The organism is Micropruina sp., from assembly GCF_047607385.1.
In the GTDB taxonomy this organism is placed as follows: Bacteria; Actinomycetota; Actinomycetes; order Propionibacteriales; family Propionibacteriaceae; genus Micropruina.
Map to the genome: position 1 here is coordinate 38,249 of NZ_JASGDE010000141.1, position 21,926 is coordinate 60,174.

At 70.5% G+C, this 21,926-nt stretch carries 24 protein-coding genes and 1 pseudogene; 17 read left to right on the forward strand and 8 right to left on the reverse strand.

What is annotated here, in order from left to right:
* Positions 1-120 precede the first annotated feature (120 nt).
* Entirely contained in the window at positions 121-981 is an 861-nt protein-coding gene (locus tag QM582_RS12670) for a bifunctional 5,10-methylenetetrahydrofolate dehydrogenase/5,10-methenyltetrahydrofolate cyclohydrolase (RefSeq protein WP_415084921.1), read from the forward strand.
* Positions 982-1,008: 27 nt separating this feature from the next.
* Here QM582_RS12670 and QM582_RS12675 read toward each other — a convergent pair whose 3' ends face one another.
* Positions 1,009-1,338, reverse strand: coding sequence for a hypothetical protein (locus tag QM582_RS12675; RefSeq protein WP_415084922.1), 330 nt, complete (start codon positions 1,336-1,338; stop codon positions 1,009-1,011).
* Between the two features lie 76 nt (positions 1,339-1,414).
* A complete protein-coding gene (locus QM582_RS12680; protein ID WP_415084924.1) occupies positions 1,415-1,921 on the reverse strand; it encodes an AAA family ATPase in 507 nt (168 codons plus the stop codon).
* Positions 1,922-2,093: 172 nt separating this feature from the next.
* Here QM582_RS12680 and QM582_RS12685 point away from each other — a divergent pair, with 172 nt between their 5' ends.
* On the forward strand, positions 2,094-2,423 hold the full coding sequence (locus tag QM582_RS12685) for a hypothetical protein (protein ID WP_415084926.1): 330 nt from the start codon (positions 2,094-2,096) through the stop codon (positions 2,421-2,423).
* A gap of 116 nt (positions 2,424-2,539) precedes the next feature.
* Here QM582_RS12685 and QM582_RS12690 read toward each other — a convergent pair whose 3' ends face one another.
* Positions 2,540-3,016, reverse strand: coding sequence for a hypothetical protein (locus tag QM582_RS12690; protein ID WP_415084928.1), 477 nt, complete (start codon positions 3,014-3,016; stop codon positions 2,540-2,542).
* 72 nt (positions 3,017-3,088) lie between these two features.
* Here QM582_RS12690 and fdxA point away from each other — a divergent pair, with 72 nt between their 5' ends.
* Both fdxA and dapC read left to right on the forward strand, forming a co-directional pair.
* Entirely contained in the window at positions 3,089-3,409 is a 321-nt protein-coding gene (fdxA, locus tag QM582_RS12695) for a ferredoxin (RefSeq protein WP_415084930.1), read from the forward strand.
* A complete protein-coding gene (gene dapC / locus QM582_RS12700) occupies positions 3,406-4,506 on the forward strand; it encodes a succinyldiaminopimelate transaminase (RefSeq protein ID WP_415084932.1) in 1,101 nt (366 codons plus the stop codon). The genes fdxA and dapC overlap by 4 nt, the downstream gene beginning before the upstream one ends.
* Before the next feature lie 247 nt (positions 4,507-4,753).
* On the opposite strand, the gene QM582_RS12705 is transcribed toward dapC, so the two are convergent.
* Complete coding sequence (locus QM582_RS12705) at positions 4,754-5,563, reverse strand: hypothetical protein (RefSeq protein WP_415084933.1); 810 nt, start codon at positions 5,561-5,563, stop codon at positions 4,754-4,756.
* A 35-nt stretch (positions 5,564-5,598) separates the two neighbouring features.
* Positions 5,599-6,528, reverse strand: coding sequence for a 2,3,4,5-tetrahydropyridine-2,6-dicarboxylate N-succinyltransferase (gene dapD / locus QM582_RS12710; RefSeq protein ID WP_415084934.1), 930 nt, complete (start codon positions 6,526-6,528; stop codon positions 5,599-5,601).
* 60 nt (positions 6,529-6,588) lie between these two features.
* On the opposite strand from dapD, the gene dapE reads away from it, so the two are divergent.
* The 5 genes from dapE (at position 6,589) to QM582_RS12735 (ending at position 10,319) form a co-directional block, all read left to right on the forward strand.
* The gene (gene dapE, locus QM582_RS12715; RefSeq protein WP_415084936.1) at positions 6,589-7,644 is read left to right on the forward strand and encodes a succinyl-diaminopimelate desuccinylase; all 1,056 of its coding nucleotides are present in this window, start codon (positions 6,589-6,591) and stop codon (positions 7,642-7,644) included.
* A 215-nt stretch (positions 7,645-7,859) separates the two neighbouring features.
* The gene (locus tag QM582_RS12720; RefSeq protein ID WP_415084938.1) at positions 7,860-8,786 is read left to right on the forward strand and encodes an LCP family protein; all 927 of its coding nucleotides are present in this window, start codon (positions 7,860-7,862) and stop codon (positions 8,784-8,786) included.
* 56 nt (positions 8,787-8,842) lie between these two features.
* Positions 8,843-9,571, forward strand: a complete 729-nt coding sequence (locus QM582_RS12725; protein WP_415084954.1) for a TIGR00730 family Rossman fold protein — start codon at positions 8,843-8,845, stop codon at positions 9,569-9,571.
* A 51-nt stretch (positions 9,572-9,622) separates the two neighbouring features.
* On the forward strand, positions 9,623-10,054 hold the full coding sequence (locus tag QM582_RS12730) for a DivIVA domain-containing protein (protein ID WP_415084939.1): 432 nt from the start codon (positions 9,623-9,625) through the stop codon (positions 10,052-10,054).
* 91 nt (positions 10,055-10,145) lie between these two features.
* Positions 10,146-10,319 (forward strand): DUF3117 domain-containing protein, encoded by a 174-nt coding sequence (locus QM582_RS12735; RefSeq protein ID WP_298131522.1) that lies wholly within the window; start codon positions 10,146-10,148, stop codon positions 10,317-10,319.
* A gap of 78 nt (positions 10,320-10,397) precedes the next feature.
* On the opposite strand, the gene glgA is transcribed toward QM582_RS12735, so the two are convergent.
* Complete coding sequence (gene glgA / locus QM582_RS12740; RefSeq protein ID WP_415084955.1) at positions 10,398-11,582, reverse strand: glycogen synthase; 1,185 nt, start codon at positions 11,580-11,582, stop codon at positions 10,398-10,400.
* A 216-nt stretch (positions 11,583-11,798) separates the two neighbouring features.
* Here glgA and glgC point away from each other — a divergent pair, with 216 nt between their 5' ends.
* Positions 11,799-13,016, forward strand: a complete 1,218-nt coding sequence (glgC, locus tag QM582_RS12745; RefSeq protein WP_415084942.1) for a glucose-1-phosphate adenylyltransferase — start codon at positions 11,799-11,801, stop codon at positions 13,014-13,016.
* Between the two features lie 237 nt (positions 13,017-13,253).
* Here glgC and QM582_RS12750 read toward each other — a convergent pair whose 3' ends face one another.
* Positions 13,254-13,913, reverse strand: a complete 660-nt coding sequence (locus tag QM582_RS12750; RefSeq protein ID WP_415084943.1) for an O-methyltransferase — start codon at positions 13,911-13,913, stop codon at positions 13,254-13,256.
* Positions 13,914-14,038: 125 nt separating this feature from the next.
* On the opposite strand from QM582_RS12750, the gene dapA reads away from it, so the two are divergent.
* The 6 genes and pseudogenes from dapA to QM582_RS12780 all read left to right on the forward strand — a co-directional run.
* Positions 14,039-14,920, forward strand: a complete 882-nt coding sequence (gene dapA, locus QM582_RS12755) for a 4-hydroxy-tetrahydrodipicolinate synthase (protein WP_415084945.1) — start codon at positions 14,039-14,041, stop codon at positions 14,918-14,920.
* Positions 14,921-15,142: 222 nt separating this feature from the next.
* Positions 15,143-15,538, forward strand: coding sequence for a sec-independent translocase (locus QM582_RS12760; protein ID WP_415084946.1), 396 nt, complete (start codon positions 15,143-15,145; stop codon positions 15,536-15,538).
* Between the two features lie 156 nt (positions 15,539-15,694).
* Positions 15,695-16,918 carry a magnesium transporter MgtE N-terminal domain-containing protein gene (locus tag QM582_RS12765; RefSeq protein ID WP_415084957.1) on the forward strand — a complete coding sequence of 408 codons (1,224 nt, stop codon included), beginning with the start codon at positions 15,695-15,697 and terminating at the stop codon, positions 16,916-16,918.
* On the forward strand, positions 16,905-17,477 hold the full coding sequence (locus QM582_RS12770; protein ID WP_415084947.1) for a DUF1003 domain-containing protein: 573 nt from the start codon (positions 16,905-16,907) through the stop codon (positions 17,475-17,477). Before QM582_RS12765 ends, QM582_RS12770 begins: the two co-directional genes overlap by 14 nt.
* A gap of 245 nt (positions 17,478-17,722) precedes the next feature.
* Entirely contained in the window at positions 17,723-18,877 is a 1,155-nt protein-coding gene (locus QM582_RS12775; RefSeq protein WP_415084949.1) for an Mrp/NBP35 family ATP-binding protein, read from the forward strand.
* 186 nt (positions 18,878-19,063) lie between these two features.
* Positions 19,064-19,564: pseudogene (locus tag QM582_RS12780) on the forward strand (general stress protein); the annotation flags it as partial.
* Positions 19,565-20,330: 766 nt separating this feature from the next.
* On the opposite strand, the gene QM582_RS12785 reads toward QM582_RS12780, so the two are convergent.
* Positions 20,331-21,344, reverse strand: coding sequence for an RDD family protein (locus QM582_RS12785; protein ID WP_415084950.1), 1,014 nt, complete (start codon positions 21,342-21,344; stop codon positions 20,331-20,333).
* A gap of 95 nt (positions 21,345-21,439) precedes the next feature.
* Here QM582_RS12785 and QM582_RS12790 point away from each other — a divergent pair, with 95 nt between their 5' ends.
* On the forward strand, positions 21,440-21,844 hold the full coding sequence (locus QM582_RS12790; RefSeq protein ID WP_415084952.1) for a DUF2752 domain-containing protein: 405 nt from the start codon (positions 21,440-21,442) through the stop codon (positions 21,842-21,844).
* Positions 21,845-21,926 lie beyond the last annotated feature (82 nt).

Below are 21,926 nucleotides of genomic sequence, written 5' to 3' on the forward strand. Positions count from 1 at the left end.
CCGCTTTGGTTGCGTCAGCGCCGGCCGTCCAGCTCGGCCGTGGGACGTTGGGGACGGTTCCTTTCGTCCCACCGACGCCGTCTCCACCCCTCCGTCCGGGACGGCATAGGCTGACCTCTTGTGAGTGCTGTGATGATGCCGGGCAAGCCGGTTGCCGATGCCGTGTTCGCCGACCTCGAGCCGCGGGTCGCGGCGCTCCGGGACGCCGGGCACAACCCGGGGCTGGGAACCATCCTGGTCGGCGACGACTCGGCGTCCGCCGGCTACATCCGGATGAAGCAGGAGCGGGCGGCGTCCCTTGGCTTCGGTGGACGCCACGTGCAGCTGCCCGGCGACGCGACGCAGAGCGATCTGGTGGCCGCGATCCGCGACTTCAACGCCGATGACGATGTGGACGCGGTGCTGATCCAGCACCCGATTCTCGGGCACCTCGACTACGAGGCCGCGCTCGCCGAACTCGACCCCGACAAGGACGCCGACGGCGCCCACCCGGTGAACATGGGACGCCTGGCGCTCGGCATGCCCGGCCCGCTGCCGTGCACCCCGGCCGGCATCGAGGCGCTGCTGCTGCACTACCAGATCCCGGTGGCCGGGCGGCACGTGGTGGTCCTGGGCCGGGGCTTCACGCTGGGCCGGCCGCTGTCCATGCTGCTGTCCCTGAAGCGTCCGGGCGGCAATGCCGCGGTGACCGTGGTGCACACCGGCGTCCCGAACTGGGCCGACTACACCCGGGCCGCGGACGTGGTGATCGCCGCCGCCGGAGTGCCGGGCATCCTCAAGCCGGAGCACATCACCCCTGGTCGAGTGGTGGTCGGCGGCGGCGTCCGATACGAGGGCAAGCGGCTGCTGCCCGACGTGGACGAGGCCTGCAACGAGGTGGCCGGCTGGGTCACACCGCGGGTCGGCGGGGTCGGCCCGACCACCATCGCGATGCTGTTCCGCAACACCGTCGAGGCGGCCGAGCGGCGCGCCGCTCGCTGAGCCGGCGCCGGCGTCCGGACGGCGACGTCAGAAGTTCTTCAGCGGGTAGCCGTGGTTGGCGCAGCCGTCCTTGACGAACTTCTTGTCCGCCTCGCTGACCTTCTGCGGGTCGGAGAGGAAGGAGATGGACGTCTCCACCCACTTCTTCGCGTCGCCGCTGACATTGCCGGAGTCGCGGAGCTGCTCCAGCCCGGCCAGCGCCACCTTGCCGACCACCGAGCCGGACGCGGCCACCGCGTCGAGTGCCGGGCAACCCACCTTGTAGGCGTCGTCGGTGGACACCCCGGCCTGGCTGCAGCCGCCCAGGGTGAGGAGGCCGGCCAGCGTGCCGACGACGAGGGACGAGGTGCGAGGCATGCCGCCAGTGTAGGAGGGGCATCCTGTGCGGGCTCTTGCCCCCGGACGCCGCCGCCCACGCCCCACGGAGGCGTCGTCACTCGTCGGTGAGCGTGGCGCGCACCCGTTCGGCCAACCGGTCGATGGCGATGTGATGGGCGGTGTCGACCTCGATCAGCGGACCGACGCCGAGCGGCTCCACCGGGCTGCCCCACAGCTCGGCTTCGCTCCGGTCGGCGTCCAGGTGGCGCGGGTCGCGGAGTCGGGAGCGATAGCGCCGCCGGGCCACCTCGACCGGCACGGTGCAGCGCAGCTCGACGAACGGACCGGGCAGGGCCGCGACCAGCGGAGCCGTGTACGGGTACCAGGTGGAGTCGATCACCGCCGCCCGACAACCCTGCGCCAGCCGCAACGTCGCCGCCACCGCGGCGCGCCCGAGCCGTCGCGACTCTTCGACGCCGTGCGGTGCGCCGAGCGCGTCCATCAGGGCCTCCTTGGCGTCGTCCTTGGCCAGGTAGTCGACCGCGAGCGCCGCAGCCAATGCCCGGGACAGCGTCGTCTTGCCCGATCCCGGCCAGCCGCCGACCAGCACGAACCCTCGCATGCCCCCAGCCTGACATCTGCGTCGCCGAGCCGCCGGAGCAACCCGGGTCGGAGCCGCCCGGGCAGGCTCCCATCGTTGCGCGCCGTTCCGGTCCAGGGCCGGCCGATGCTGGCGGCAGCGCCCATCCGGAGTCGATACGGCCCGGACGCGGGAGGCGGCTACGCTTGCCGACATGAGCAGCGCGGACTTCCGGGAGCCGACCAACGACCAGTTGTGGAGCCAGCCCCCGACCGCACCGGTCCCGCCCACCGCCGCGGGGATGGCTCCCGCCCAGCCGGCGCCGCCTCCGCAGCACGCGCCGCAGCACCCGTACCCGCCGGCGATGCAGCAGCCGCGTCAGGACAAGACGGTGTTCGTGCTGGCCATCGTCTCGCTGGCGATCGGCATCCCGTTGACCGCGATCAGCGCGGACGCCGCCGGCATGCCCGGGCTCCTGGTGGCCTGGATCGGCATCGTCCTGGTCAACCTGATCTACGCGCGAAGCCGTCGCCAGCAGGGCTGAGCCCCGAAAGCAGCCCGCCGGTCACCGGCGAGCGGGTCGGTCGAACTCGGCGAAATCCCTTGTCGGCGGCGTGTGGCCGCGGGCCGGGCAGGGCCGGGCCCCGATTCAGCGCTTCTTCAGCGGCGGATCTGGATGCTGCGGGCGTTCTGCCGGGTGGCCCACCAGGCGAGCTCGGCCAGCAGCGCCGGGTCGGTGACGTTGGTGGTCAGCCATTCCCCCTCCACCCGGGCGTGCAGCGGTCCGTCGCTCCACCCGCCGCGACCGGGCGGCACCGTCGCCGGCGCGGGGCGTCCGGCCAACAGGTCGCTGATCCGGTGCAGTTCGGGTTCCCCGGTCACCCCGGCCCGGGCCGCCAGGTCGTCCAGCAGTTCTCGAGGTGCGGTCCGAGGGTCACGTCCCAACGACACCCCCACCCGGCGGGCCGCCAGCGCCGTGCCCGGTGCCACGACGTGCGGCCGTCCGTGCCGGTCTTCCAGCGTCAGCGGATCGAGGGCGATCACGAATCCGATCAGGTCGCGGGCCGGCTCGCTGAGCCGCAGACTGACCCGTTCGCCGAGCCGGATCGGGGGGTTCAGACGGCTCACTGCGTCCATGGGCACCCCCTTCGACTCCGGCCTCGCACGCTAGAGTGTTCCACGATTCAACAAGGTTCGGAGAGGATCGAGATGACGTACATCATCACGCAGCCCTGCGTCGACGTTAAAGACCTGGCTTGCGTGGAGGAGTGTCCCGTGGATTGCATCTACGAGGGCAACCGAATGCTGTACATCCAGCCTGACGAATGCGTCGACTGCGGCGCCTGCGAGCCGGTCTGTCCGGTCGAGGCGATCTACTACGAGGACGACGTTCCGGCCGACCAGAAGGTGTTCTACGACGTCAACGTGCAGTTCTTCGACACCGTGGGTTCGCCCGGCGGCGCGGCCAAGATGGGTCCGATCGACGCCGACCATCCGCACGTCCTCGGCCTGCCGCCGCAGGGCGAGTGAGGCTCCGCGGCCGTAACCTGCCGGACTTCCCCTGGGATTCCCTGGCGGGTGCCAAGGCCCGTGCCCTGGCGCACCCGGACGGCATCGTCGACCTCTCGGTGGGCACGCCGGTCGATCCGACGCCCGAGTTGGGACGCCGGGCGCTGGCCGCGGCGTCCGATGCGCCCGGCTACCCGACCACCTGGGGGACGCCCGCGCTGCGCTCCGCGATCCGCAGCCACCTCGCCGACCGCTGGGACAGCGTCCCGGTGGCCGACGAGGGTGTGCTGCCGGTGATCGGCACCAAGGAGCTGGTCGCCGCGCTGCCGCACCTGCTCGGCCTCGGCCCGGGCGATGTCGTGGTGATCCCGCGGATCGCCTACCCGACCTACGAGGTCGGGGTCCGGCTGGTGGGTGCGGACGTGGTGGCCTGCGACGACCCGGCGGAGATCGCCGACCTGCGCCCGGCGCTGGTCTGGATCAACTCGCCGGCCAACCCGCACGGCGTGATCCTGTCCGCCGACGAATTGGCGGCCTGGGTGCGGTATTGCCGCGAACGTGGCGCGGTGCTGGCCTCCGACGAGTGCTACGGCGAGTTCGGCTGGGACGCCGAGCCGGTCTCGGTGCTGCATCCGGACGTCAACGGCGGTTCGCTGGAGGGCCTGCTGGCGGTGTTCTCGCTGTCCAAACGGTCGAATCTGGCCGGTTACCGGGCCGGGTTCGTGGCCGGTGACGCCGAACTGGTCGGCGACCTGCGGGAACTGCGCAAGCACGCCGGCGGCATCGTGCCGGCACCGGTACAGGCGGCGATGGCCGCGTTGCTGGCCGATTCGGCGCATGTCGCCGAGCAGCGCGAGCGGTACCGGCGCCGCCGGGAACTGCTGCGGCCGGCGCTGGAGGCGTCCGGTTTCCGGGTCGACCATTCGGCGGGCTCGCTGTACCTGTGGTGCACCCGCGGCGAATCCGGACGGGACAGCGTCGACTGGCTGGCCGAGCGCGGCATCCTGGTCGCCCCCGGCGACTTCTACGGCCCGGCGTCCGGCGATCACGTCCGGGTCGGGCTGACCGCCACCGACGAACGCATCGCCGCGGCGGCCGCCCGGCTCACCGCCGGCTGAATCGCGGGATGCCGAGCCCCCTCGAACCGATTTGTGGTGGTTATCGTCCGGCTCCGCCCCGGCCAGTCGGCGTCGAACCGGATTCCGGTGGATACGAGATACCCCGAGGGGGTATCCACATCAACCAGAAAGTGGTTCGACCCCGAACCTCGGCCGGCAACGCCGTTCATAACAACGAGAAAGTGGCTCGGGTCACCCTATGGAAGCGTTGAGGGATGCGGCGGTGGTCAGAACCCTGCCGTGAACCTCAGGAGCGGAAGGCGATGGTGACGGTGCGGCCGCCGCCGATGCCGGTCCAGGAGCCGAGGGTGCGGGTGTCGTGCACCCAGTCGGCGGCGCCGACGCTGACCCGGGCGATGCCGTAGGCGTCGGTGTGCGCGATGGCGAGATTCGCCGCCGCCCAGGCGTTCCGCTCGCTGTCGGCCGACACCACCACCGTCTGGCCGGTCACCTTGGCCTCCGCCAGCCCCTTCAGCGCCTTGCCGAGCAGGCTCGCGAGACCGGCGGCGTCGGCCTTGCCCGGCGACCCGATCTTGCAGCTGAATCCGCCCGGGGTGCCGCCGGTGAGCACCGCGGACAGTACCTGCGCCTTGCTGACGTGCTTGCGGTAGGCGTCCGGATGGCCCGACCGCTGCACAGCCTGGGCCACGTCGTTGATGTCGCCGGTGCGCCAGTCCTTCACCCGCACCAGCGCCTTGTAGAACTGCGTCGAGGAGTAGTACGGGTCCATGATCTGCTTGACCGTGCCCCAGCCCTTGCTCGGCCGCTGCTGGAACAGTCCCACCGAGTCGGCGTGCCCGTAGTCGAGATTGCGGATGCCGGACTCCTGATAGGCGGTGGCCAGCGCGATGGTCACCGCGCGGGCCGGCAGCCCGCGGGTCAACGCGACCGAGGTGATGATCGTCGCGTTCACCGCCTGTGCCGGCGTGAGGGTGACCGTCGCCCCGTCGGCGCTGGCGCGGCACTGATCGTCCATCGGCAGCGGCTGCTTGGTCGCGTTCGACCAGATCGCCGCGCCACCCCAGACCAGCCCCGCCAGCACGGCGACGGCGGCCACCAGTACGACGATGAGACGGGGCCAGTGCGGACGCATCAGTTCGCGTGCAACGCGGCGTTCAACTCGAAGGACCCGCCGGCCTTCGGCCGGACCTGGACCGCGCCGGTCAGCGAGTTCCGCAGGAACAGCAGTCCGGAGCGCCCGGACAGCTCACGCGCCTTCACCACCGCGCCGTCCGGCAGGGTGACCTTGGTGCCGGCCGTGACGTACAGCCCCGCCTCGACGGTGCAGTCGTCACCGAGCGAGATGCCCAGCCCGGACTCGGCGCCCAGCAGGCAGCGCTCGCCGATGGTCACCATCTCCTTGCCGCCGCCCGACAAGGTGCCCATGATGGACGCCCCGCCGCCGATGTCGCTGCCGTCGCCGACGATCACGCCGGCCGAGATCCGGCCCTCCACCATCGAGGCGCCCAGCGTGCCGGCGTTGAAGTTGACGAAGCCCTCGTGCATGACCGTCGTCCCGGACGCCAGATGGGCACCCAGCCGGACCCGGTCGGCGTCCGCGATCCGCACCCCGGACGGCACCACGTAGTCGACCATCCGGGGGAATTTGTCGACCCCGAAGACGGTGAGCTGACCGCGTCCGGCCCGCAGCGCCATCCGGACCTGCTCGAAGCCCTCCACCGCGCAGGGGCCGGCGGACGTCCACACCACGTTCGGCAGCACCCCGAAGATGCCGTCCAGGTTGAGCTCGCGCGGCCGGACCAGCCGAGCGCTCAACAGGTGCAGCCGCAGATAGGCGTCCGGAGTGGAGGCGGGCGGGGCGTCGAGGTCGATCTCGACCAGCATCGTCTCGGTGCGGACGCCGCGGTCGGCGTCGCCGGCCTGTGCGGAAGCCAGCTGTTCCGGGACGGCGTCACCGGACGCGGGGCCGAGCTGCGGGTCGGGGAACCAGGTGTCGAGAACCTGGCCGGAGGCATGGACGGTGGCCAGCCCCCAACCCCAGGCGGAGCGGGTGTCGGTCATGGCGGCCAGCCTAGCGGGCGGGTCCGACACTTCTTCCGGACGGATGGATAGGTTGCTGTCATGACCCTGGATCCCCGCGGCGACCTGGTCGCCTTGTTCCGTGCCGTCGTCGACATCGAGTCGGTGAGCGGCAACGAACGCGAACTCGCCGACCAGATCGAGCGGGCGCTGCGGGACAGTGCGCACCTGGAGGTGCTGCGCGACGGCGACACGGTGATCGCGCGCACCCAGCTGGGCCGGGCCGAGCGGGTGGTGGTCGCGGGCCACCTGGACACCGTCCCGGTGGCCGGCAATCTGCCGTCCCGGGTGGAGGGGGAGCTGATCTACGGCCGCGGCACCTGCGACATGAAGGGCGGTGTCGCGGTGATGCTGGCCTGCGCGGTCGCGCTGCGCGAGCCGTCCAGCGATCTGACCTGGATCTTCTACGACCACGAGGAGGTCGAGTCCGCCGCCAACTCGCTGACCCGGATCGCCGCCACCCGTCCCGAACTGCTGGCCGGTGACTTCGCGGTGCTGATGGAGCCGTCCAACGCCCGGATCGAGGGCGGCTGCCAGGGCACCCTGCGGTTCACCGTCACCACCACCGGACGCGCGGCGCATTCCGCCCGGGCCTGGATGGGGCACAACGCCATCCACGACGCCGCCGACGTGCTGGACCGGCTGCGCAACCACCAGCCCGAGCAGCCCGAGGTGGACGGGCTGCGCTACCACGAGGGCCTCAACGCGGTCGCCATCGAGGGCGGCATCGCCGGCAACGTGATCCCCGACCGGTGCACCATCGCGATCAACTACCGCTTCGCCCCGCACCGCAGCGTCGAGGAGGCGAAGCAGTACTGCCGGACGGTGCTGGACGGCTACGAACTCACCTTCACCGACGCCGCCGCCGGCGCCCGCCCGGGCCTGGACCGCCCGCCGGCGGCCGCCTTCCTGGCCGCGGTCGGCGGGGAGCCGTCCGCCAAATTCGGCTGGACGGACGTGGCCCGGTTCTCCGCGCTCGGCGTCCCGGCGGTCAACTTCGGGCCCGGCAACCCGGAGAAGGCCCACGCCGACGACGAGTTCTGCCCGGTCGCCGACCTGTTCACCTGCCGTGACGCGATGCTGCGCTGGCTGGGCTGAGAAAAGCCACCGAGACTCTCAGGCGTCACCCGTGCGGGCGACCCGTGGCGGAGGCCCTGATCGGCCGGTCCGTGTACGCTGGCATTTCGCCGGCGATCCTTCGGGAGGGGATCGAGCCTCTGTGAGGGATGCACGGCACCGAAGAATGAGCCGACCGGGGGGATCGGACCATCAACGACTTTCTTACCTATTCCCGGACGCGCCCGCGTAGGCCGGTGCTCCGGCGGTTTCGACGTGTCGGCCTGGGAGTTCTGGCCGGCCTGCTCGCCGTCGCCATCGTGGCGGTCACCGCGGTGGGCTCGTTGTGGCTGTCGATGTCCGGGATCCGCCGGGAAGCGGCCCTGCTGCCGGCCCGGGACGCGGTCAGCGCACCCGGCACGCCCGGCTCGCTCAACCTGCTGCTGATCGGCACCGACTCGCAGTACCAGCGCGGACGCGCCAACGTGCTGTTGGTGATCCACGTGGACGGCTCGCGGCAGCGGGTGCACGTGGTGTCGCTGCCCCGGGAACTGCTGGTGACCGGCAGCGACGGCAGCCCGGTGCGGCTGGGCCCCAGCTACGTCCAGCGCGGCTCGGCGGCCACGGTGGATTCCGTGGAGACCCTGCTCGGCGTCCGGATCGACCACGTGGCGATCACCTGGCTGCCCGGCATGTCCCGGCTGATCGACCTGCTCGGCGGGGTCCCGGTGGACAACCCGGTGGACGCCACCAGCGAAGGCTTCGCGTTCCCGCGGGGCCGGATCACGCTGTCCGGCGAGGAGGCGCTGGCCTTCGTCCGCCAGGACGCCGGCACGCCCGGCGAACTCGACCGTGCCGAAAGCCAGCGACTGGTGCTGCAGGGCATCGTCGAGCGGCTGCTGACCAGCAACGCGCTGCTCAACCCGGGCACCGTGAAAGCGGTGCTCGACCAGTTGGCCGGCGACATCGTGGTGGACGACGGGCTGGACGCCCGCGCCATGATCGAGCTGTTCGTCGACCTGCGGCTGCGCTCCGACCAACGCAGCCTGGAAGCGGTCAAACTGCCCACCGGGGAACGCGGTGCGCTGCCGACCGGCGAGCGGTACGTGCTGCCCGACCAGGCCAAGGTGACCACGCTCGGACGCGCGCTGAACACCGACACCATGGACACCTGGGTTCCCTGATCGCGGTCTGTTCCCGGCCGAGACCGAGCCTCTACCCTGGCGAGGTGAGCAAGCGCATGCGCACCCAGGGCCCGGTGATCCGGCGCGAGGGACAGGTTCAACCGACCACCACCGATCAGCGGCTATTGGCCGGCAAGGGCGACGCCGGCTGGGTGCACAGCGACCAGTGGCGGATTCTGCGGATCCAGGCCGAGTTCGTCGACGGCTTCAGCACGCTGGCCGAGCTGGGACCCGCGATCGGCGTCTTCGGCTCGGCCCGGACGCCCAAGAACAGCCCGATGTGGCAGGCCGGCGTCGAGATCGGACGGGGCCTGGCCGAGGCCGGCTTCGGCGCCATCACCGGTGGTGGGCCGGGCATCATGGAGGCGGTCAACAAGGGTGCCGCCCAGGCCGGCGGAACCTCGGTCGGACTCGGCATCGAATTGCCCTTCGAGCAGTCGTTGAACAAGCACGTCACGCTCGGCATCAACTTCCGCTACTTCTTCGCCCGCAAGGTGATGTTCCTCAAATACTCCAAGGGGTTCATCGTGATGCCGGGCGGGTTCGGCACCTTCGACGAACTCTTCGAAGCACTCACCCTGATCCAGACCCGCAAGGTCACCTCGTTCCCGATCGTGCTGTTCGGGACGGCGTTCTGGCAGCCGCTGCTGGACTGGATCCGCGGCGCGGTGCTCACCGACGGCTACATCTCCGAGATCGACCTCGATCTGCTGAACGTCACCGACGACGTCGGCGAGGCGATTCGCTGGGTGACCATGCCGGGCCCGACCGGCAACGGAACCTGACAAGGCTGGTCCGCCGGAGCACTGGCCGGCCGGACTGCATAGGATCGCGGTATGCAGTGGGTGCTGTGGATGGTTGCCGTCGCGGTGTTGGGCCTGGCGGCGGTGGCCGCGTCCGGACGGCTGGGCGAGTTGCCCGGGACGGTCACCGACACTCCGCGGCCGCACGTGCCGACCGGGGTGCTGACCGGTGACGATCTGCGCGGGCTGCGGTTCGCCGTGGTGCCGCGCGGCTACTCGATGGACCAGGTGGACGAGTTGCTCGACCGGCTGGCCCGGCAGCTGGACGGCGGCCCGGCGGTCTCGCCGGAGTGGCAGGGCTTCGCCCAGCCGGCCCCGGACGAGCCGGCCGTCGAGGTCGCGGTGCGGGCCCCCGCCGAGGCCGAACCGACCGAGGCCGGCTGGGCGTCCGGACCGGGACTGCCGGGCCGCGGCGCCGAATCCGCGGAGGCGTCCGAAGCCGGCGAGGGGACGCGTCCTGGCTGAGACGCCGGCGGCCTCCCGGCCTTCCGGGCATCGGACACAGCGTTCTGGAATAATGGACCGGGTAAGTCCACAACCAGAACGAGGGTGAGCAATGGCAGCAATGAAGCCGCGGACCGGCGACGGGCCTATCGAGGTGGCCAAGGAAGGGCGCGTGATCGCCATGCGGATCCCAGCCGAGGGCGGCGGACGCCTGGTCATCGAGATGAACGCGGCCGAGGCGGCGGAACTTCTGGAAGCGCTGACCGGCGTCGTGAATCCCGCCTGATCCAGGCGACCCGAATATCGCGAAGGCCCCCGGGGAGAATCCCGGGGGCCTTCTGCGTGGGCCGGTTCGGCGGCGCGATCAGCTGTTGTGCGCGGCGATCGCCTTGTTGTAGACGTCGACGGTCTCCTGGGCGATCTTCTCCCAACTGAACTCGTCGATGCAGCGCTGGCGTCCGGCCAGACCCATCTGGCGAGCCCGGCCGCGATCGCGGGTGAGAGTGTTGACGCTCTCGGCGAATTTCTCCTCGAAGCCCTTGATGAACGCGGGGTCGCCGGCCTGGGCCGGGTCGTAGTCGACCAGCAGGCCGGTCTCGCCCTCCACCACGACCTCCGGGATGCCGCCGACGGCGGAAGCCACCACCGGGATCTCGCAGGCCATCGCCTCCAGGTTCACGATGCCCAGCGGCTCGTAGATGGACGGGCAGGCGAACAGCGTGGAATGGGTGAGCACCTGACGCACGGCGGCCCGCGGCAGCATCTCCTGCACCCAGGTGACACCGCTGCGGGTCTTGTTCAGATCGGCGAACGCGGTGTCGAACTCGGCGGCGATCTCCGGGGTGTCCGGGGCGCCGGCGAGCAACAGCACCTGGGTGTCGGGATCGAACTGCTGCGCGGCCCGGACCAGGTGGATCAGGCCCTTCTGCCGGGTGATCCGGCCCACGAAGGTGACGATCGGCTTGTCCCGGTCGACGCCGAGGGAGTCGATCACGTCGGTGTTCTGGTCCGGCTTGAACTCCTCGGGGTCGATGCCGTTCTTGACCACGTGGATCTTGTCGTCGTCGACGAACGGGTAGGCGTCCTTGATGTTCTTGATCATCGCCGCGGAGACCGCGATCACGGCGTCCGCTTCGGCGTAGGCGGTCTTCTCGATCCACGAGCTGACCCGGTAGCCGCCGCCGAGCTGCTCGACCTTCCAGGGCCGGTCGGGCTCCAGGGAGTGGGCGGTGACGACGGTCGCGACGTCCTGGAACTCACCGGCGACGATGCCGGCGAACTGGGCGTACCAGGTGTGCGAGTGGATGACGTCCACCTCGGGGATGGCGGCGGCCATGGAGATGTCGGTGCCGAGGATGCGCAGCGCCGCGTTGGCGCCGGGCGGGAAGTCCTCGGCGTGTGCCGTCGCGCCGTCGCGCGGCTCGCCCATGCACTGGACGTCGACCGACTGGGTGAATTTGCGCAACTGCGGGACCAGCTGACCGACGTGGACGCCGGCGCCGCCGTAGATGTGCGGTGGATACTCACGAGTGAGGATGGATACACGCAGTGACATGACCGGATCGTTGCACACCGCACCGGCGCCGGGGGAGGGCTCGGCGTCACTCGCGGGACGCCGGAGCCCCCTGGCTGAGACGGCGGGACGCCCGGGCGCGGCCCCGGAACGCCTGATCGCCGCCCGGTTGCGGGGCCTGCCCGGCGACACGGTCGGAGAATTTCGTCCGGAGCACTGTCCCGAAGCAGCGGTGGCCTCTATGTTCGAGTCATGAGCAAACCGAGCGTCCTGGCCATCGTCCTGGCGGGCGGTGAAGGCAAGCGGCTGATGCCCCTCACAGCAGACCGTGCCAAGCCGGCTGTCCCCTTCGGCGGCACCTACCGCCTGATCGACTTCGTCCTGTCCAATCTGGTCAACTCCGATCTACGGAAGATCTGTGTGCTGACCCAGTACAAGTCCCACTCCCTCGACCGGCACATCTCGGTGACCTGGCGGATGTCCACCCTGCTGGGCGCCTACGTCACGTCCGTGCCGGCTCAGCAGCGCACCGGCAAGCAGTGGTTCCAAGGCAGCGCCGATGCCATCTACCAGTCCATGAACCTGATCAACGACGAGGATCCCGACTACGTCGTGGTGTTCGGGGCGGACAACATCTACCGGATGGATGTCTCGCAGATGCTCGATCAGCACATCGAATCGGGCTTCGGCTGCACCGTCGCCGGCATTCGGGTGCCGCGGTCGGAGGCCAGCGCCTTCGGCGTGATCGACGCCGACGCGAACGCGAAGATCAAGACCTTCCTGGAGAAGCCGGCCGACCCGCCCGGCCTGCCGGACAGCCCGGAGGAGTCCTTCGCCTCGATGGGCAACTACATCTTCACCCGGAAGGCCTTCGTGGAGGCGCTCAACGATGACGCGGCCCGCGACACCAAGCACGACATGGGCGGCAACATCGTCCCCGACTTCGTCAACGCCGGCGATGCCGGGGTGTACGACTTCACCCTCAACCAGGTGCCGGGTGCCACCGAGCGCGACCTCAACTACTGGCGCGACGTGGGCACCATCCAGGCGTACCACAACGCCCACATGGACCTGATCTCGGTCGATCCGGACTTCAACCTGTACAACCGGCAGTGGCCGATGTTCACCAACCAGGTGCAGGCGCCGGGGGCCAAGTTCACCCTGCGCGGCAACGCCGAGGACTCGATCGTCAGCGCCGGCTGCATCATCTCCGGCGGCGACGTCGACCGCTCCGTGCTGTCGCCGAACGTGATCGTCGACAAGTGGGCCAAGGTCGAGGAGTCGATCGTCTTCCCGGGCTGCAAGATCGGCCGCAACGCGGTCGTCCGGCGGGCGATTCTGGACAAGAACGTGCACGTGCCCGACGGTGTCGAGATCGGTGTCGATCCCGAGCACGACAAGGCGCGCGGCTTCCACGTCGAGGAGGGCCTCACCGTGGTGTCCAAGAACTTCCCGATCCCCAGCCCGTAACCACGTCCCAGCTACCCGTGACGGCCGGCCCGGTTCCCCGGGCCGGCCGTTCGGCGTCCGGGATCCGGGTCAGGTGTCCGGGGCCGGGTGTCAGGGACCGGGGTCCCGCGTCCGGGATCGGGTCGCCGTCCGACAAGGCCCTGCCTAACTATCTACGCCCTCCCGTATGTGGGAGGGCGTAGACAGTTAGGCAGGGGTTTGCGGTGCGCGCCCGATCGGTGCCGGGGACGCGGTGGTTCAGCTCTTGACCGCGACCAGCAGGCCGTCGCCGATCGGGAGCAGGGTGGCGGTGAAATCGTCCATCTCCTGGACGGCTTGGAGCGCCTCGCGGATGATCATCGTCTCGTCGTCCTCGTTGGCCTGATCGGCCACTTGGCCCTTCCACAGCGCGTGATGCAGCACCAGCACGCCGCCGCTGCGCAGCAGCCGCTGGGACTGGTCGACGTATTCGACGAACTCCAGCGGGTCGCCGTCCACCACGACCAGGTCGTAGGCGCCGTCGCTGAGCTTCGGCAGCACGTTCAGCGCCGAGCCGGCGATCAGCCGGACGCGCCGGGTCGGGACGCCCTCGGCGGCGAAGATCTGCCGGGCCGCGACCTGGTGCTCGGTCTCCAGGTCGATGCTGGTCAGGATGCCGTCGGGCTCCATGCCCCGGATCAGTGCCAGCCCGGAGACCCCGGCGCCGGTGCCGATCTCGACCACGGCGCGGGCCCGGACCAGCCGGGCCAGGAAGGTGAGCGCGGACGTGACGCCCTGGCTTGCCGGGGTGAGGGCCAACTGACGGCTGGCCGCGCGGGCCAGCCGCATGGTGTCGTCGTCGGGGACGAACGACTCCGAGAACGCCCAGGACGGGGACGGGTTGGCAGCCTTGGCGGACGAACGCGATGCGGGACTCACGGGGTCAGCCTATCGAAGCGGTGCCGGGCGTGGCTGCCGGCTCCGTGGTTGGTCGACCGCCGAAACCTGGCCTCCCGCGGCCCCGGCAGCCTCACCGGTTCAACCGGCGCCGTTACACTGCCGCCATGTCCCAGCCTGTGTTCGGCCGCCTGCTCACCGCGATGGTCACACCGTTCGACGCCGACGGTGCGATCGACCTGGGGCAGGCCCGAAAGTTGGCGGCCCGGCTAGTCGACGTCCAGCACAACGACGCCTTGGTGATCAACGGCACCACCGGCGAGTCACCGACCACCACGGACGCCGAGAAGTCCGCGCTGCTGGCCGCGGTCAAGGACGAGGTCGGCGATCGGGCGATGATCGTCGCCGGGATCGGGACCAACGACACCCGGCACACCATCGAACTCGCCGAGCAGGCGGCCGCGGCCGGTGCCGACGGACTGCTGGTGGTCACGCCGTATTACTCCAAGCCCCCGCAGGACGCCGTGGCGGCCCATTTCCGCGCCGTCGCCGACGCCACCGACCTGCCGGTGATGTTGTACGACATCCCGCACCGGGCCGGCGTGCCGATCCAGACGGCCACCTTCCTCGAACTGGCCGAGCATCCGCGGATCGTCGCGGTCAAGGACGCCAAGGGCGACCTGGTCGCCTCGGCCGCGGTGATCGCCGCCACCGGCTTGCACTACTACTCCGGTGACGACGCCCTGACCCTGCCGTTGCTCGCCGTCGGCGGAGTCGGTGTGGTCGGCACCTCGACGCACTTCACCGGGGCCCGGGCCAAGGCGATGATGGAGAAATTCCTGGCCGGGGACGTGGCCGGCGCGATCGCCGACAACGCCGCGCTGCTGCCGGTCTTCACCGGAGTGTTCGCCACCCAGGGCTGCATGCTGGTCAAGGCCGGACTGGCGGCCCGGGGCTTCGCCCCCGCGGTGCTGCGGGCGCCGTTGCTGGCCGCCTCGCCGGAGCAGGCCGCAAGCTTCGTCGCCGTGCTGGACGCGGCCGGGCTCTGAGAGCTCGCGTCCCGCGTCCGACCGCAACTCGGGTGCGCCCCCTCTCCCCGTCCGGAGTCCACGTAGCCACCTGTCCCAAGCGCAGCTACGTCGCGCCCGTCCGAGGGGACGGCCGCGGAAACCGTCCGGGCGTCGCCAGGCCGAACCGTCCGGTGCAGGGACGCCGAACCCGCAGGCTGTGCTGTGGACGGACGGACGACCGCGCCCACTACCCTGTGAGCCATGGACTTCAATGCGAGCGAGATCGTCCTGCTGCTCGTGTTGGCCATCATCCTGTTCGGCCCCGAGAAACTGCCCGAACTGGCCCGCAAGGCGGCGCGGGTGCTGCACTACGTCCGCCGCATCGCCAACGACGCCCAGGGCCGGCTGCGGGAGGAGCTCGGGCCGGAATACGCCGATCTGCAGCTCTCCGACCTGAACCCCAAGGCGTTCATCGCCAAGCACCTGGGGCCGGACGCCACCGCCGAACTGGACAGTGTCGCCGCCGAGGTGAGGGGTGCCCGGAGCAGCCTGGACGACGCGATCGCGGGTGGCCCGGAGACCGACCCGGACCAGGATGACGACGACGTCCCGGACGCCGAGCGCCCGGTGCCGCCGTTCGACGCCGAGGCCACCTGAGCGGCCCGCGGCGTTAGGCCGTGTGCGGCGGTGATCGGGGCGCGCTGCGCGGCTCGAATCCGGGTCCTTGCGGGGTCGATTCGAGGCGGGACGCGCTAACCTCCCACAGTGACCTCCACCTCCTCGATCTTCGTCTCCCGGATCAAGGGACTCCCGATGCTGGACGCCAGCGGCGACCAGGTCGGCAAGGTGCGCGACGTCGTATTGCAGAACCGTCCCGGTAAACGGGCGCCCCGGGTCAAGGGCCTGGTGGTGGAGTTGTTCGCGATGCGCCGGATCTTCTTCCCGATGGAGCGGGTGCATTCCATCGACCCCAACCAGGTGATCATCTCGGGCGTGGTCAACACCCGCCGGTTCGAATCGCGCGAGCAGGAGAACCTGGCCATCGACGACCTGTTCGACCGCACCGTGTTCCGGCGCGGCAACCCCGAGCCGTTCACCATCTACGACCTGGCCATCCGCCGGGCCCGGCAGCGGGACTGGGAGCTGTCCGAGGTGGCGTTGCGCGATCAGGCGCGCCGGCGTCCGTTCGCCAAGCCGCACATCACCATCGTGCCCTGGAACGAGGTGCCCGACTTCACCCTGATCCCGGGGCGCGGCGCCGATCAGATCCTCGCCGAACTGCAGGAGATGAAGCCGGCCGACGTCGCCCGCGAGCTGCACGACATGGACCCGCAGCGGCGCGCCGAGGTGGTCAAGGCGATGGACGACGAGCTGCTCGCCGAGGCGCTGGAGGAGTTGCCCGAGGACGAGCAGGTCGAGGTGATCCAGTCGCTGGAGGCCGAGCGGGCCGCCGACGTCCTGGAGGAGATGGATCCCGACGACGCCGCCGACCTGATCGCCGAGCTGGCGCCCGAGGTGGCCGAGGACATCCTGGAGCGGATGGAGCCCGAGGAGGCCGAGGACGTCCGCTCGCTGCTCAGCTACGACGCGTCCACCGCGGGCGGCCTGATGACGCCCGAGCCGGTGATCCTGGCCCCGGACGCCACCGTGGCCGACGCGCTGGCGATGATGCGCAACGAGGAGTTGACGCCGGCGCTGGCCTGCCTGGCCTTCGTCTGCCGGACGCCGCTGGACACCCCGACCGGGCGCTTCCTGGGCGGTGTGCACATCCAGCGGCTGCTTCGCGAACCGCCGTCGACGCTGGCGGCGTCCCTGGTGGACAAGGGCATCACGCCGCTCACCCCGAGTTCCGACATCGCCGTGGTGTCGCGCTACTTCGCCACCTACGACCTGGTCTGCGCGCCGGTGGTGGACGCCGAGGGCCGGCTGCTCGGCGCGGTGACCGTGGACGACGTGCTCGACCACATCCTGCCCAACGACTGGCGCGGGATTCAGCTGGACGAACTGCGCAAAGGGGTGACCGATGTCCACCAGTGACCGACTCAATACGCCGGGACGGGAACGCCGTTGGCTGCCCCGGGTCCGGGTGGACGCGGAGGTCTTCGGCACGTTCGCCGAGGGTTTCGCCCGGTTCATGGGCACCGCCAGCTTCCTGATCTGGATGACCGTGCTGATCGTGGCCTGGCTGGGCTGGAACAGCTTGGCGCCCGATCGATGGCAGATCGACCCCTTCCCCTGGTTGTTCCTCACCCTGCTGCTGTCGCTGCAGGCGTCCTATGCGGCGCCGCTGATCCTGCTGGCGCAGAACCGCCAGGAGGCCCGCGAGCGGGTCAGCCTGGAGCATGACCGCGAGGTGGCCGCCCAGGCCCGCGCCGACACCGACTTCCTGGCCCGCGAGATCGCCGCGCTGCGGATGCGGATCGGTGACCTGGCCACCCGCGACTTCATCCGCAGCGAGCTGCGCGACCTGCTGGAGGAACTCGACAAGGGCGAGGACGCCGAGGACGGCTCCCGCACCAGCCGGGAGTCCGGGCGCTCCGGCGTCCGGGATGGGGGGCGTCCATCCGGTCGGGATGGTTCGCACCAGTCCCGTTGAACCAACGGGGACGGTTCTCAACGGTTGGGGACGGTTCTGGACGGTTGAAATTCGACGATTGGGGACGGTTCTAGCCGGGTAGATCTGTCCCCCCTGGTCGGTTTTCGACGCTCGAGAACCGTCCCCGACCGTTGAGAACCGTCCCCGATCAGCGAGAACCGCCCCCGATCGTTCCGGACGTGTCCGGAGTACGCCCTGCGCGATACCCGACGGCGGTGAAGGCGGCCCGGAGTAGGGTTCAGGGCATGCCCGACAACGAACTGCTCGCCGCCGTCCGAGAGGCGCTGGCCGGGGTGGTGGACCCCGAGATCAAGCGTCCGATCACCGAGCTGGGCATGGTGGAGTCGTTGACCGTCGATGACGACGACGTGGTCTCGCTCACCGTGCTGCTGACCATTCCGGGCTGTCCGATGAAGAGCACCATCGAGCATGACGTGACCGCCGCGGTCACGGCGGTGCCGGGGGTGTGCGGCATCAACCTGACCCTGGGCGCGATGAACGACGAACAGCGCGCCGAGATGAAGCGCCAGCTGCGCGGCGGCATCGCCGAGCGCGCTATCCCGTTCGCGGACGCCAACAACCTGACCCAGGTGATCCTGGTGGCCTCCGGCAAGGGCGGCGTCGGCAAGTCGTCGGTGACGGTGAACCTGGCGATGGCGCTGGCCGAGCAGGGCAAGTCGGTGGGCGTGCTGGACGCCGACATCTACGGCCACTCGATTCCGCAGATGCTGGGGGTGGTCGATGCCAGCCCGACATCGCTGGACGGGATGATCCTGCCGGTGCCCACCCTGGGTCTCAAGGTGATCTCGATGGGCATGCTCAAGGCGAGCCGCGATCAGGTGATCGCCTGGCGCGGTCCGATCCTCGACCGGGCGCTGCACCAGCTGCTCTCGGACGTGTTCTGGGGCGATCTGGACTTCCTGCTGCTCGACCTGCCGCCCGGCACCGGCGACGTGGCGTTGTCGCTGGGACAGAAGCTGCCCAACGCCGAGGTGCTGGTGGTCACCACGCCGCAGCAGGCCGCCGCCGAGGTGGCCGAGCGGGCTGGGACGATGGCGTCGATGATGGACCAGAAGGTGATCGGCGTCGTCGAGAACATGAGCTACTTGGACGCCGAGTGCCCGCACTGCGGCGGCAGCCACCGGGTCGATGTGTTCGGCACCGGGGGTGGCGCGGAGGTGGCCAACACGCTGACCACCCGGCTGGGCTACCAGATCCCGCTGCTGGCCGAGGTGCCGCTCGACCCGGCGGTTCGGGTCGGCGGCGACGACGGCATGCCGGTCGTGGTGGCCGACAGCGCCAAGCCGGCCGCCCGCGCGCTCACCGAACTGGCCCGCACGCTGGCCGAACGCAAGCGCTCGCTGGCCGGACGGACGCTGAACCTGACCCCGGTCGGCTGAACCCGGCGGGTCTCGGCACCAACTGCTGTGCCGGATCCCGCCCGGTCCTGGCGAGGCCGTGCCCACAGCGGCGGCGGGTAGGTTCGGTGCGACCGGGAATGACTTCCGCGGCCGCAGCGCTCACAATTGAGACGGCGCCGCGACGGCGCGATGATCCGGCAAGGCCCGGCAGATGGAAGGATTCCGATGACCCAGCCCAACCCCCGGCTCAGTTCGCTGTTCGAACTGGAGTACCCGCAGTCGGTGGGCTTGTACGACAGCTACCCGCAGGCGCAGGCCGCTGTCGACTTCCTGGCCGACGCCAAATTCGCCGTGCAGAACCTGGCGATCGTCGGCACCGACCTGAAGTCGGTCGAGCGGGTCACCGGACGCCGCAACTGGGGCACGGTGATGATCAGCGGACTGCAGAGCGGCGTCTCCACCGGTCTGATGGTGACCTTCATCCTGTGGTTCCTGCAGCCGCAGAGCAATCCGCTGATGCTGCTGCCCGGGGCGCTGCTGATCGGCATCCTGATCGGCGTGGTGTTCGCGGCGATCGGCTACGGCGCCTCCCGCGGCAAGCGTGACTTCAACTCGATCAGTCAGACCGTCGCCGGCCGGTACGAGGTGCTTTGCGAGCACAAGGTCGCCGCGCAGGCCCGCGAACTGCTGGCCACCATGCCAGGGGCCAGGGCGGCCGCCTTCGACCCCCGCAACAACCCGCAGTCCTGGCCCGGTTCGCAGTATCCCGGCCAGCCCAGCACCCAGTACCCCGGCCAGCCGGGCGCCCAGTACCCGGCGCAACCCGGCGTCCAGTACCCCGCTCCGGGAGCGACCTACCCGGGCCAGCCCGCGACTCAGCCCTACGGACAGCCCGGCGATGCCTCCGGTTACCCGGGCCAGCAGAGCGGCAACCCCGGCGCGTCCTACCCCGGTCAGCAGGCACCAGCGGCCCCCGGTCAGCCGGACGCCGGGCAGCCGCCGTCCGAAGCCGGTCCGGCCGAGCGTCCCTACGGCGAGTACGGGATCTCCGACGGCATCGGCCAGCCGCCGGCGTCCGACCAGGACGGCCGGACCCCGCGCGGCGACAACTGATCGGGGTCCGCGAGCATCGGTCCGGTGAGCTTCGGGCGGATGGTTGCGGACGCGGCGCGCTCGCCGGACGGGGAGCCCCGTACGACCTCCACGGTCGTCAACCGGCGACCGATTCGGTGGTGAGCGGAGGCGACTGAGCCAGGACGTCCCAAGGATCGGTCGCTGTTTCACGGTGCCGGCACGGTTCGGCTGCCCGGCAACCCCTTGGCCGTCGGCTCCAGCGTCCGATCGGACCGGACAGAAGGCGTCCGATCGGACCGGATAGAAGGCGTCCGATCGGATCGGATAGAAGGCGCCTGTCGGACTGGATAGAACCTGCAGAATGCGCACTGGGCCGCCCCCGAATCGGGGGCGGCCCAGTGCGCAGCGTCGGAACCGGTTACCGCTGAATGTTCTTCTCGTCGATCACCACGGTCTTGGAGATCTTGTCGGCGAAGGTCTGCTTCTTGGAGTCCCAGAGCGGGAACAGGAAGCCGATCAGGCAGAGGATCTCGTCCAGCAGGTGCGTGACGGCTCGCACGATCGCGGTGTTCTGCGGCGGGGTCTGGCCGGTGTCTTCCATCACCACACGCACCTTGGCGATCTTGTGGCCGAAGGAGTAGCCGGTGGTGGCGACCCGGTAGCCGGTGTTGTACACCCACCACCCGACCGCGAGCAGCGTGGACAGCGCATTGGCGCCGTACCCGCCGTTCGGCAGGATCATGCCGACGATGATCGAGATCACGATCGCCGGGACCACGAAGTCGATCAGGCCGCCGAGCGCACGCTGCGGCCAGGCGGCCAGCACCGGTCCGGACGGGGCATAGGGGTTCGGCTGGTAGCCGCCGCCGTACGGGCTGGGAGCGGCGCCGTAGGGGGCCGACGTGCCGTAGGGATTGGCGTTCGGGTCGTAGCCCGGGGTTGCGCCGTAGGGCTGTCCGGTGTTCGGGTCGTAACCGCCCGGAGCCTGGCCGTAGCCCGGGGCCTGGCCGTAGGCGTCCTGGCCGGGGGCGCCGTAGGACGGCGTCTGGCCGAAGGACTGATCCGGCGTGCTGGGTGCCTGGCCGTACTCGGGGGCGCTGTAGCCGTAGGGGTTCGGGTCGCCGCCGCTGGGGGCGGAGTAGCCCTGCCCGTAGCCCGGCGCGGCATAGCCGCCGGGGGCGTCGCTGCCGCTGGTGCCACTGGGTGCGGAGGGCTGGCCGGCGTCCCAGGCGGGGGGCTGGTAGCCGCCGGGGGCGTCGCTGCCGCTGGCGCTGCTGGGTGCGGAGGGCTGGCCGGCGTCCCACGCGGGGGGCTGGTAGCCGGGTGCCTGGCCGCCCTGGTCGGGTGCGGCGTACTGGGGGGTGTCAGCGGGGTTCTGGTCGTCGCCGGAACCTTCGGGCTTGGGATCGTTGTTCCACGTCTGGTTGCTCACGTGTCTCTCCTGGGTTGAGATCAGGTGCCCCGATCCTACGGGGGTCGAGGCGCAGTGCAGCGGGTCCCGACCGGGAACCGGCGATAATGGGCGGCGTGTCCACCGTCGGAGTCACCGGCCAGTCGTTCAGCGCATCGCGCGCGGTGCGGTCGCTGGCTGCGTTCGGCGCGGTCGGGGTGGGGCTGAGCGCGCTCGCCCTGACCACCGGCGCCGGCGTCCCGTGCCCCTGGCGAGAGCTGACCGGCACGCTTTGCCCGCTGTGTGGTGGCACCCATCTCGGCATGGCCCTGCTGCGCGGCGATCTGACCGGCGCCTGGGCGGCGAATTCGTTCGTCTTCGCGGCACTCGCCGTCCTGGCCGGGCTCGGTGCGTTGTGGACGGTGGAAGCACTGGGCGGTCCCGCTGTCCGTCCGCCGCGGGCGCTGCGCTGGACGTCCGGTCGTTGGTGGCTGCTGATCGGCGTCGTCGCACTGGTATTCGCGGTGGTCCGGAACCTCTGACTCTCGCCCTTCCTTCCGCTCGCCTAACTATTTGGGGCTCGCTGAATTCAGCGAGCCCCAAATAGTTAGGCGAGCGGAAGGA